The 12804-nt window shown below is 46.2% G+C and carries 9 protein-coding genes; 8 read left to right on the top strand and 1 reads right to left on the bottom strand.

What is annotated here, in order from left to right; translation table 11 throughout:
- Nucleotides 1–52 precede the first annotated feature (52 nt).
- The 7 genes from ODZ53_RS07680 to ODZ53_RS07650 all read left to right on the top strand — a co-directional run bounded on the left by ODZ53_RS07680 (nt 53) and on the right by ODZ53_RS07650 (nt 9663).
- Nucleotides 53–448, top strand: coding sequence for a thioredoxin family protein (locus ODZ53_RS07680; RefSeq protein ID WP_372676527.1), 396 nt, complete (start codon nt 53–55; stop codon nt 446–448).
- Between the two features lie 36 nt (nt 449–484).
- Nucleotides 485–1384 carry an S-layer homology domain-containing protein gene (locus ODZ53_RS07675; RefSeq protein ID WP_372676526.1) on the top strand — a complete coding sequence of 300 codons (900 nt, stop codon included), beginning with the start codon at nt 485–487 and terminating at the stop codon, nt 1382–1384.
- A complete protein-coding gene (locus ODZ53_RS07670) occupies nt 1384–5373 on the top strand; it encodes an ABC transporter permease (protein ID WP_372676525.1) in 3990 nt (1329 codons plus the stop codon). Before ODZ53_RS07675 ends, ODZ53_RS07670 begins: the two co-directional genes overlap by 1 nt.
- A 66-nt stretch (nt 5374–5439) precedes the next feature.
- Nucleotides 5440–8226, top strand: coding sequence for a lipase/acyltransferase domain-containing protein (locus tag ODZ53_RS07665; protein WP_372676524.1), 2787 nt, complete (start codon nt 5440–5442; stop codon nt 8224–8226).
- Nucleotides 8227–8252: 26 nt separating this feature from the next.
- Complete coding sequence (locus tag ODZ53_RS07660) at nt 8253–8585, top strand: hypothetical protein (RefSeq protein ID WP_142498018.1); 333 nt, start codon at nt 8253–8255, stop codon at nt 8583–8585.
- 83 nt (nt 8586–8668) lie between these two features.
- Entirely contained in the window at nt 8669–9166 is a 498-nt protein-coding gene (locus ODZ53_RS07655; RefSeq protein ID WP_015893679.1) for a YwhD family protein, read from the top strand.
- Between the two features lie 239 nt (nt 9167–9405).
- A complete protein-coding gene (locus tag ODZ53_RS07650; RefSeq protein ID WP_064200364.1) occupies nt 9406–9663 on the top strand; it encodes a hypothetical protein in 258 nt (85 codons plus the stop codon).
- A gap of 49 nt (nt 9664–9712) precedes the next feature.
- On the opposite strand, the gene ODZ53_RS07645 is transcribed toward ODZ53_RS07650, so the two are convergent.
- Nucleotides 9713–11764, bottom strand: coding sequence for a transglycosylase domain-containing protein (locus tag ODZ53_RS07645; protein ID WP_372676523.1), 2052 nt, complete (start codon nt 11762–11764; stop codon nt 9713–9715).
- 196 nt (nt 11765–11960) lie between these two features.
- On the opposite strand from ODZ53_RS07645, the gene speE reads away from it, so the two are divergent.
- Entirely contained in the window at nt 11961–12794 is an 834-nt protein-coding gene (gene speE / locus ODZ53_RS07640; protein ID WP_026134007.1) for a polyamine aminopropyltransferase, read from the top strand.
- Nucleotides 12795–12804 lie beyond the last annotated feature (10 nt).

Raw genomic sequence — 12804 nt, 5'->3', positions numbered from 1 at the left:
CGTTCTTTGACAAGTGCATAGGTTACGAAACATTTTAATTCGCGAAAGGGAGATGGACGTGAGTAGAAGCAAGCAATGGTGGCTGTGGATCGTGCTCGGTGTTGTTATGCTTGCCGTCGGTATAAGTGCGTGGTGGGGTACAGCCAGTGCACAAGAAGAAGTAAGAGTGGTGTACGTCTATAGTGATAGCTGCGGATATTGTACGGAGTTCGGCCCGACATTTGAGAAAGTCGTGAAGGAGTATCCACCTGAAATGATCCAACGACTGGATATCCATGAGCAGAAAGAGCTGGATGAAGCGTCGCGCCTCGGGGCAGAGGCAACCCCCACTGTTTTTGTCGTCAAACAAGGTAAGGTGATCGACAAGCTGGAAGGGGCGGTGCCCGAGAATACGTTGCGGAGCTTTTTGCAAAGGAACCTAAATCAGCCTCTTTCTAAAAATGGATAATATAGGTAAAATATCCGATAAAGAGGGGGTCATTCCATGAACAAACGTGCAATCATGTCATACCTACTAGCAGCTGTTCTCGCAGTGGCAGGGCTTACTGGAGTAGCAGATAGTCAAACCGTACAGGCTGCTGCGTCAGCGAAGGATTACGCTTCACATACAGCAAGGGAAGCCATTGATTTCGGTGTACAGAAGAAATACTTATGGCTGGATAGCAAGGGGAACTTTTATCCGAATAACCAAATCACGCAAGGGCAGTTTATTGCGAGTTTAGTAGCGATTCGCGGATTGAAGGAGGTAGCCCCTGTTCCGGAGCTCCCAGCAGGGCATTGGGCGAAGGTGAGCTATGAGCAGGCGCAGAAGGCGGGGATTTTGGCGGGGGTGAAGGTAGAGCCGAACAGATTGTTGACGAAGGAAGAAACGGCAGCGCTGGTGTATGCTGCATGGAAGCCGATTCGGGGTGAAAAGAATCCGAATTTAACCAATACTGGGGCCCTTATCACGTGGGGATGGATGAAGCCAGCGCCAAGTGGTCAGCCCAAATTTCGTGAGGATTTGCCTGTGACGCGAGGGGAAGCGGCTGAGATTTTGCGTTATTTGTGGAAGGATAAATGGCAACTTGAGCAAGGGGCGAAGTATGCGGACGAGTTTCATAAGAGCTTGAAGGTTGTGAATGGGAAGATTAGTGGGAAGGTGCCTAAGGGTGATGGTGATTTTATGATAAGGGCGATGTTTGTCTCAAAACAAAATGTTAAAGAAGGTTTTTTAAATAATGAATCCTTCAGTATTTCAATAAACGGTGCAGACTATATGTCTTTAGTAATAATAAATAATAACGATTCAACGGATGCTGGTGCTTTTATGTATCCCAAATTACCTACTTTTGAGAGAGTTGATAACACGCGGAAATTTTATAAAGTGAAGGGTACAAAATAATGATAAAACTTATAAAGAAGCACAGGAAATTAATTTTTTCTGTACTCTCCTTTTGTCTCTTAAGCGGGCTACTTACTATTTATTCAAATTTTGCAGGTGCAACACCAAACTACCACGGCATTGGTGTTGCTACTGTAGATTCACAAAAAGAGCTTGCACCGAAAAATCAGTTTGACATTCTTGCGATCTCAGGAATAGATGGAGAACTCGGTGCAACAGTATCACAAATTGAAGTAGATAGGGTCATTGATGGAAATAGAGTACTAGGATTCGCTGATATCAACAAAAAAGCAGACAGAGGATGGTACTTCGTAGACGAAAATGAAACAAACTACTGGATCAAACGGTTTAGTGGAAATCCCAATTATATCTTGGGGGGAACTGCTAATGTTTATAGTAAAACTGTTTCTAGTAGTACTATAAGAGATTTCAAAGAGTACCAAGCCTACAACCTCGCAGAACTAGCCTCCGCCTCAGGCGGCGCAGGCTACACCAAAGGAGACAACCTCGTCCCAGACGGCAAAGGCGGATACGTCTCAGTAGGCCACTTCCGAACCACCCCACAACCCAGCGGCAGCATAACCACCAACAAAACAAAATACAACCTCAACGAAACAGTTGAGATCCATGCAAATGCCACGGACTTTTCTTACTATGACCGCGGCATTTTTGTATGGTCTTTAAGCGTGATCAACAAGACAACAGGACGTGGATACAAGAGCATCTTGTCGAATCAAAAATTCAACGATCCAAGCACGGTCGTTCCCAAGGTAAACGAGACAAGCAGTCCCCCAGGCTACAAGTGGACCTTTAAAAATACCGACTATAAGCCTACTGAGCCAGGCCTGTATGAAGTATCGCTAACCATCACTGACCTGCATCAAAGAAGCCGCCAAGGATCAAGCAGCATAAGCGTTTCGACACCTTACACAGCACAATTCACAGTGGGTGATGTAACCCCACCGGAAAAACCTGATCCCGAAAAGCCTGATCCAGGTCCAGCATGTACAATCGGATCAACAAAAACCAAACTGAACATTCAAGTCGTTGGCGACAAGGATATTAAAGACCACAATGCTGTTGCCAGCGGCGGCTCGGATATTGCTATCGAAAAAAATGCCGATATCACTCTCTCTGCCAATAAACCAGGAAAATACACGATGAATGGTTACGATATGAAGCCTGGAGCGAATGGCAACAGGAAAGTCGGGACAGGAAGCATCGGTAGCTCTGGACGGGTAAAAGTCGTCTACACCAGTGATGATGGAACAGAATGCTGGGAGAAATATTTTAGAGTGGAGTCGCCAGATGGTGAAGACTCATGCCCCATCGTTACGCTGTCGGCATCTGCAGTAAGAAACGCTCAAACCATTGAGATTATGCCGTTTGATACGCTTACGTTCCGGGCTAAATACACAACCAAATACGGAGATAGCTCGGAGGCATCGCTCAAGTGGGATGTATCCCTTCCAAACGGAAAAACCTATACCTTGCCAGTCAAGGAAAATGACAATGGCAGATGGGGACCCTATGATTCCTCCAGTTTAAAGCTTCCGTTCGGAAATGTTTATAACCCGTACTATTTTCCATTCGAGCGAGGAAAAACGTACAAACTAAAGCTAAACCTCGATGGGACAAAGTGGGGGGAGCGACCTGAATGCAATTGGGAAATAACGATTGTGGTAAAAGATGCTTCCTGCTCGATCGCTGATCAAAAAAAGGTTTCATTTTTAGTACATAGCGAGCCACCTCTGCCATTTTCTCCTGAGGGTGAAGGCATGAATGGATCGGTCAGCTCAGGATTTACATTGAAAGACCCCGTATACATCAAGTACTTTACGAAGGCTGGAGATCAATACGATACCAATCTATCGTTTTCCTCAAAGGTATCTGGTACTTGGTATTGGAAGAGCCCTGAAGGAAAAACAGCGTTAACCGACAAGCTTGCAGCGGACGAGCTATTCAGGCTCATGTTGCCGGCAAGCGTAGATGTTGGCGATGAAATCGTACTGCTGTTCGAGTCCGAGACGGGCTGTACGGGTGAGGTGCGATTCACCATTGAATCCGACCAAAAATGCTGGGACATTCTCGCGTCAGTAGAAATCGATCGAAACAACCAAAAGTGGAGCAAGGATATTCAACGTGGTGAAACCATTGAAATAGCGGCAGATGAGATTCCAGACAAGTATCGGTTTCGGATGTTTTTGTCGGATGATAGTCACTTTTCGATGAGATGGTTTGATCCTGCGTCTGGCTCCTGGGAAAGAAAGCGAAACGGAAAGGCACTCGATAGCTCAAACACCTCCACAAATAGCCACTGGGTGTATTTCCCGAGAGACGAAAATGCTCTTCTTTTAGAAGGACTGTACAAGGTGCAATTTTATTCAACCCAGAGTGACGGCTGCGACGGTCATTTTTTTGTGCAAATCGGCAAAGGCGTTCCAAAACCGGATGGAGAGAATTTACTCATTGTGAAATCGAGCTTTCAAATTGATCCGAAGAGCCCTCAAGCCGCAGGAACGGATGCGACGATTACCTTCAACGTGAAGAATGCCGGGAAATTAACGCATGATACGAAATTGGCTGTTCGCTGGGCGAGCTCAGAAAAGGAAACTCGCTTGGACGTGAATGAATTCAAGCCGGGTGAGGTGCGTAAGATCACAGTTCCGACGAAGTATCCGCAAAAATCCGAGGATTTTATCGCCCATATCAACCCTGGGAAATCCATGCCGGAAAACGAGACGATCTGGACGGATAATCGTGCGGCTTGGCCAGTGAAGATTGTCGGTGGAGAAGTTCCGGAGTCGCCTGGTGGTGGAGGCGATTTTGATGGCGGTGAAATTGGTTTAGAGATTTATGACAGTGATCGTCGACAGCTACAAAAACTGCCGCTACATGTAGATGGCGTGTGGGAACGTGAGCCTGCGACGATTCGCGTGGTCATTGATCAGTCGAAAATAAACGAAGGCTTCCAAAAAACAGAACAGGAGATCAATCAGAAAATCACGCAATTTAAAGCGCAATTGGAGAGTTCAGTTAGCGGGGACACGATCAAAAACATAACTGTCACTGCGAATCCGGGGTGGATTTCAGATGCCAAGAGTATGGCGGTTTATACGCCACCACAGCTTGATCTGAAGCTGACAGGCCCCGGATCGTCGATGCAATGGCAGGTAAGCAGTGCATCTACAGGCTCAGAGGTCGTGTATACAGGGACCACGGTCCCAACCCAGACGACTTGGCGCCAAGTACTCCAATCGCAAAAGTACAAGGCTGAAATCAACGGCTTTGTCATCGTGATGGATTATCAGGTCGATTTTGAACTATCCTACGAGAGTTGCGCTATGAACGACGAAGATGAAGAGGTGTGTGAGCCTCGGAACCTCTCCAAAACGATGGCAGGACGCTATACTATTACGGTAAAAGGGGGAGAGCGCTCCTTTGAAGTCTTTGAGCCGAATGCAACAGGTTCGATTCGCCATACAGCCGAATGGGCAGCGTATCATGCTAGAGACCGGTACCCAAACAGCCAACCAAATGATTACTACGCGGGTGAGCGCATCTTGACACAAGTGGAGCTACAGGATCGACACCGCCATCCCGTGAGTAATCAGTTTCCTGTCGTGACAGCTGCGCGGGCATGGATTTCAGAAACAGGCTTACGCCAAACGCCGTTACAGTCGTTGTTAACCCTGCAACAATCGAGTCCTCAGCTATGGAGAGGCCCTTCCTATTCCGCTTCCAAGCTAGGAGCTCGTGAAGTGGGTGTAGATACGCCTTTGATGGGGGATAAACAGCATGGCTTCCAAAAGGATGCGAGCTACGTAGTCTATTACTCTGTTTCCTTTCGTTTTGACGTGAACAAGGGCTTCCCCTATCAAAATAAAGCTTCTGGGCAAGGGCACGAAATAAAAGATTATGCGCTACCCTTCCGTATCATTGCAAATGCATGGGAACGACAAGGAATCCGCAACCATACGACGCAGTAAAAATATTTGCACCCCCTCTCTGTCTTTTTCTACTGTAAAGCTAGAAAAAGGATGAGGGGGATTTTTGTGAGAATAATCACGCGGCGCTTGCTTTGTGTGCTTCTCCTATTCGCTTTATGCTTGGGAAATACAGTGGAACAGGGCTGGGCAAAAGAACGGGAAATATTCGTAGAGGAGGCGTGGGCATGGATCGACGAGGGAGAGGTGCGTTTTCAGGCACAATTATCAGGTGCTCCGGATAACGTCGAGCTTTCTGTCAGTCAGGGCAGCGTTAGTAAAATCCGTTCTTTTCACGAGGAGTCACAGATTTCCCTCGCTATAATGCCAATGGATGATAGCCCTATCAAGATAACGATGTTCATAGATGATGCAGAGGGGCCGTTACGTAGTTGGGAGTTATCGTTGCCTGAACACATAGAGCCGACCGTAGAAAAAATAAAAATCAAAAAGGCGCCTTGGGATGAAATGGCTGCCGATCAGGAAGAGCCGTTAACGTTGGTCGAACGAGAGAGCGAATACAAAAACGAGGCTCCGGCAGAAGAGGCAGAACAAAAACAGGAGCAGGATGCCTCCGATAAAGAGCTTTCGCGGCTAGCAGAGGAATTTTATGCGCATTTTTCAAGCGAGAATAAGCCAGGAGAAGCGGAACTGCGGAATAGAGAAGTGCGCTTTGAGGTAGAACCGAATGATACTTTGGGCAGCAAATCGGATTGGCTATTTGATGGAAAGGACAGCCATGGAAAGATTAGCAGCAAAGATGATGTGGATTTTTGGAAAATCAGAGGAACAACAAATGGACAAATGAATATTTCCCTCGCAGATATTCCGGCAAACGAAGACTACGATTTGTATGTGTATGATGAAGCAGAACGGGAGCTTGCTCGTTCAGAGCATCATGGAAATGAGCCTGAACTAATCGAGGGACTGGCACTGGAAAAAGACAAATGGTACTACATCAAGGTCGTTGGAAAGCAGGGCTCGTTTTCGAAAGATTACTACTACCGCTTGCGAGCTGATTTTTCCACGGATCATGGAGGGGGCAAGGCAGATGAATACGAGCCGAACGACACAATGGAAGAGGCTTACGAGCTGGATGCATATAAACGAAATATCGTAGGAAATCTTCATTCAAAGACGGATGTGGACTTTTACAGCTTATCCATTAAGCTCTCCTCTACTGTAGAGGTCTCTCTCAAGGATATCCCTACTGGAATGGATATGGACGTATTTCTGCTCGACGAGGCTGGGAAAGTCGTCGCTAGTTCCGAGAAAGCGAAAAATTCGGATGAACATATTATCTTCAATGCCTATCCTGGCACCTACAAAGTCAAGGTCATGGCCAGCAAACGCTCGGGTTTTACCGCTAACTCGTACAGTCTTTATATAGGAGACAGAACGATTCCGGTTATTTTAATCCCGGGAGTGGGTGGATCCCGACTCGAAGTAGAGCAGAATGGAAAGAGATCGGAAATATGGTTGGGACTTGGCGATAGTCTCATTGGTATTAATGATCCTAAACACCGCCGGCTACTCTCCTTGGAGCCGATCAAGCCAAATAGTATAGATGTACAGCCAGTCGCCCGTGATGCGACGATCCACCCGGAAAAAGATGATTTTTACGCCATCGAATATCTTTCCTATGCACCGTTTTTAAAAGAACTTACTGAACAGTATTACAGCATGGTAAAGGAACTGGAAAAGGCGGGATACAAAAAGCACCGAACCTTATTTGCACTACCGTACGATTGGCGGTACAGCAGCACCAAAAATGCCAAGCTTCTAAAAGAGAAAATCGATGCAGCACTGAAGGCAAGTGGGGCAAACCAGGTGCATTTGGTGGCACATAGCATGGGTGGGCTCTTGGTAAAAGAAACACTTCTATCCAATGTGTCCTACCAGCGCAAAGTGAATCGTGTCGTATACATGGGCACACCCTTCCTTGGCTCTCCACGGGCATATCAGGCTCTTAAGCACGGATACAATTTTTCGATCCCTTGGCTGGATGAGGAAACAGGGAAATTGATTTCCTCCTATGCACCTGCTGTTTACGAGCTGCTACCCTCTAAAAAATACTTTGAATCGGTTGGCTTCCTCAAAAGGAGTAACATTCAGTACTACACCTATGACGATTTTTTAAAGGACAAAAATATTCGCCTCGACTATGCACCGCTCGTCAGACATGGCGGCCAGATGCATGAAAAATGGGATAACAAAACAATCAATGTTCCACAGTATTCCATCGTGGGTACCGGCCAAGTAACACTGCTCGGTTACTTTTATGATTCTTTTTATAACGAATGGTCCCCGATTCTCGATCCTGGCGTTGGGGACGGTACCGTTCCGTATATGAGTGCCAATTACGCCCAGAAGGATATGAAAAAACGATACTACGTGAAAGGCGAACACGCCAAGCTGCCGACCATCCCAGAGGTCATCGACCAAGTAATGCGATTGCTACAGGGAGATGATGAATTACAACCAGGGTTACGCAATGCTCCGGATCAAAATGCGGACTACCTGTATTACATCATTGCACAAGATGACAAAAGCTTTCCTGAAGTGACGATACACAAGTCCGGACAGACCTTTACGCTTGACGCCAATAAAAAAGAAGTACGGGAAGACCTGTCTATTGAATATCACGATCGCATCGTTGTTATCCATGTTCGAGATGGTGAAGACTTGGAATTCCAGCCGCCTGTAGCTGTAGAGGGAGCGGAGCCAGCGCGCTTTCTGATCAAACGCTTCTCATCAGATGATTCGGAGCGTTACAAAGAAACAGGTAGACGTTACGTGCTTGATGAGCGTGGACTGGCTGAGGTAGAAGAAACTACGGATTCCAATGATGTGTAATCATCAAAAGCAAAGGGTGTAAGACAATGGATGATAATTGGATTGTCTGGTTCATACTCGGTCCTTTCGTATTCTCATTGATGTTTGCGGGGCCTTTGATTGGTTTGCTCATCGGTGCTTTCATTCGCTTCACGTTAGGCTTTCGAGGCTGGTTGATCTTTCTAAGTGTTCTTTGTATCAGCTTTGTGTACTACCTGTTTATTGTTCCCTCTGACACGATGCTAGGCGAACTGTTAGTCATGAAGGTTGCCATGGCCGTCCATACAGCGATCGTAACGATCCTGATCATGTGGGGTATCGAAAAAATCATCCAGCTCATAAACAAAAAACGAAACACCCAAAAGCCCATGGATAAATAACTGGGCACATAGGCAAATTGCGTCATCGTACGTTTTTCGAGTAGAATAAAAGGAAGGAGAATGATTGTCTGGAGGTTATTCAAATGGATATTTTTGATAATAAAAAAGGCGGCTTTACCATCATGAGTGGAAAAACCGATGTACATGGCGGTTTTGGTCAAGGTGTACTCGACCTGAATGCTGTGTCCTCAGTTATTATTGATGGGGACGAAGCGTACATTGACATGGGTGCCTTACATGCCAAAAGTTCTGTAGAAAAGGGCATCAAATGGACGACAAATAAAGAAGAAGTACCAAATGGAAAGCCTTATTGGCTCGTTTGGGTAACAGTCGATCGCAATGAAGCCGGTCCTTACTATGCAGGGGCGACTGCGTGCTACATGGAAATCGATCGGGAAGCGCGTAGGGGCTACAAAATTTTGGCGGATCACGTGAATCGCATGGATTACTCCATGAAGAGACGTATTATGCTGACTGATCTATCCGAGAAGGAAAAAGCCGCTCTGAAAAAGCTTTTGATTGAAAATAACGAGGCTATGTATGAGAATTCTACCGAGGAATTAAAGCAAAATTTGTCCTAAAGTTGGAAATCGTGAACGGTCTGTGAACAAATCGTGAAATCAATTGTTCACACAATTGAAGTCAGGTAAACTTATTTCCATATTGTGTTACATGTACACTTGGTCAACAAACAGGGAGAGAGCCGTCACTCTTTCCCTGTTTGTCTTATATAATTGTCAGCGTTCATCATAGTTTTTGGGAAATCGCGGAACACTAATGGGGATTGAACCAAACTGTTTGACGGAAGGGGCGGTACCCATTGGAAGAAGATCTCCGTGGTAATGAACAATCGCATGATCATTTTGTGAGGCACGGTGGCGTCCATTTCCGCACACATGTGACTCCGACCGAGATAAACAATTTTGTGCGCAAGCTCCCTGCTGGAAAAAGGGACAGCTTGTTTGAAGTGCTGGAACAGCTTGATCATGCCGGTCTGATTACGATCGTCAACGACCATGTATTCGCCGATGGAGATGGAGTCGTGGGCGGCGGGGACAATCAGAACACGCTAGGTTAATAGGCATACAAAAAGGACGTACTCGATTAAGAGAAACGTCCTTTTTTCTTTAGTGATCTGGTTTCCACCAACTGCCCATGCGCTGCCAAAAGGTCGAAGAATCTGGCGGCTTTAAAGGTGTTGGTGTCTCATTTTTGGGGATGTGATTCATGCAATAATCTTGAGGCTCTGTTCCGCTGGCGAAATAAAAGAGCTGTGGATTCGGACAATGCTCGGTCGCCAGTTTTCCAGAAGCGGGATCGATATAGACAGAAACAACACCAGCAGGCATGTCAAAGAGGGCAGGGGGCTGACCTTTGAGCGCACTTTCCATGAACTGGGCCCAGATTTTTTTGGACAGATAGCCTTCCTTTACGTCATCGACTTTTTGATTTTTGTCGTAACCTACCCATACGGTCGAAACCAGCTGCGGAGTGAATCCACTCAGCCAAGCGTCATAATCCGTTGATCCTGTTTTCCCTGCTACCGGTCGGTTCATCTCACCAGCTACGCGATATCCGGTACCGCCTTGTTCAAATACACTCTGCATCATATTGACTAAGAGAGCAGATGCGACAGGATCGGCTACCTGCGTTTTCTCTGGTTTTTCTTCAACCAAAAGGTTGCCCTCGCTGTCTTCGATGGAAGTGATCGCAATGGGCTTCACTGCTTGTCCCTTGTTGACGATTGCTGCATAAGCTGCGTTTAACTCTAAGGGAGAGACAGGTGAAGTTCCTAATGCGAGAGAGGGAACTGCTTGCAATGAGCTGGTAATACCTAATTGCTTTGCCTGATCAACCACTTTTTGCGGCCCGAGAAAATCAATGGTCTTGACGGCATAAATATTGTCGGAGGTTTTGATTGCTTCACGCATGTTGATCAGTGCGTTTGGGTATTTTCCACCAAAATTGCCGGGAATGTACTGCTTATTGTTGTCGTAGGTAAAAACGGTCGGTTCGCTTTTCATCAACGTGAGCGGTGTATATCCGTTTTGCAAGGCTGACAAATACATGATCGGCTTGAAGGAGGAACCAGGCTGGCGCTTGCCAAGCACGCGATTGAACTGACTCACCTTGTAGTCACGTCCACCTACCATTGCTTTGATATAGCCGGTAGCAGGATCCATGGCGACGAGGGCTACCTGCAAATTCGGATTATTCTTCGGTAAGACGGAGGCAACAATATCCTCGGCCTTTTTTTGTACAACTGGATCAAGGGTCGTGTGGATTTTGAGACCGCCATGAATAAATTTTTCTTCGTCAATGCCATATTTGTTTTTTACCAAAGTAGCGATGTAATCGCGGAAATAAGGAGCCGGCTCTGTTACCTTATCGTTTGCTCGCTGTTTCAGCTTGATTGGTTCCGCGTAGGCTTGCTCTGCTTCCTTCGATGTCAGTAGATTGTCGCGCTCCATCGCATCCAAAATGAGCTTTTGTCTGGCTTTGGCGCGTTCCAAATCGACAAATGGTGAATAATAAGTAGGACCCTTAGGGATGCCTGCGAGCATGGCGCTCTCTGCAACCGTCAAATCTTTGGCGTCCTTGCCGAAATAGGTTTGGGCAGCAGCTTGTACGCCATAGGCTGAATGACCGTAATAAATCTGATTCACGTACATTTCTAATATTTCATCCTTGCTGTAATTCAGTTCAAGCTGAATCGCAAGCAGGGCTTCCTTGATTTTTCGCTCCCATGTCTTGTCCAAGCTGAGGTACAGATTTCTCGCCAATTGTTGAGTGATGGTACTGGCACCTTGACGCATGTCCATGTTAACGACATCGACATAAGCAGCCATGGCTAATCGTTTCCAATCAAAACCGAAATGCTCGCGGAACGAACGATCCTCGATAGCAATGGTCGCATCAAGCAATGCTGGTGAAATCTCTGCAAGCGGCACAGAAATCCGGTTCTCGCCACGGTGCATCGTATCCAAAACCTCTCCATTGGAAGCGTAAATCGTCGTGGTTTGCTTTACAAATGTTTCCGGGAGTGGTTGTGAGCGTAAGTACAAAATGAGCAACAAGATGGCAAAAGAGAAACATAATAGGCTGAGAATGGTAAATTTTACGAATTTCTTAGCCCAACGCAAATAGCGCAGCAATGGGGCTTCGCGAATGACTTCCATGTGTGCCTCTCCTCCTTTCTGCGGTTGAATAAATAAAATAGGACATACTACGTTACTAGTAGTATGTGTCGCTTGCAAGCTGGTTAAACTTTCCTTGCTAGAAAAATATCTTGCAATTTGGAAGACAGCTACTATAATTTTCTTGTTATATTGTATTTTCATGCGGTTAATTGAAGGAGGTTACATAGCCATGAACATGGAATTGTGGTACACCGAAAAACAGACGGAAAATCACGGGATAACAACGAAAATTACAGAGACCCTATACAGTGAGAAATCCGAGTTTCAACAAATCGACGTAATTCATACGAAGCAGTTTGGTCGCATGTTAGTGCTCGACGGCATGGTTATGACTACCGATGTCGATGAGTTTGTCTACCATGAAATGATTTCTCATATCGCGCTGAATACGCATCCAAACCCGAAAAAGGTTCTGGTTGTAGGCGGCGGCGATGGCGGTGCTATTCGTGAAATCGTAAAGCACGCGTCTGTAGAAAAAGCAGTTCTGGCTGAAATCGACGGTGGCGTCATTGAGTCTTGCAAAAAATATTTCCCTGAGATTGCGAGTGCATTGACAGGTAATCCGCGTGTAGATGTACAAGTCATCGATGGTATTAAACATATTCATGACCACAAAGGTGAGTACGATGTGATCATGGTCGACTCTACAGAGCCTGTTGGCCCTGCTGTAGGGCTGTTCGAAAAAGGTTTCTACCAAGGCATCCACGATGCTTTGAAACCAGACGGTATTATGGTTGCTCAAACGGAATCTCCTTGGTTCAACCGTGAACTGATCAAGCGTGTGTTCAAAGACTTGAAATCGATCTTCCCGGTTACTCGTCTCTACACTTGCAGCATCCCTACTTATCCATCCGGACTGTGGAGCTTCACCATCGCTTCCAAGCAACATGATCCGTTGGAAGTAGACCCAGCGAAAATCAAAGATCTGGGCACCAAATACTACAATGCGGAAGTTCACCACGCTGCTTTCAAACTGCCTAACTTTGTGGCTGAGCTGACCCGCGACTAATCGGGGGAGA

The organism is Brevibacillus sp. BD137 (assembly GCF_041644655.1).
Taxonomy (GTDB): domain Bacteria; phylum Bacillota; class Bacilli; order Brevibacillales; family Brevibacillaceae; genus Brevibacillus; species Brevibacillus brevis_D.
Note: the sequence above shows the minus strand (reverse complement) of the source record. Positions and strands in the feature narration are given on the sequence as shown.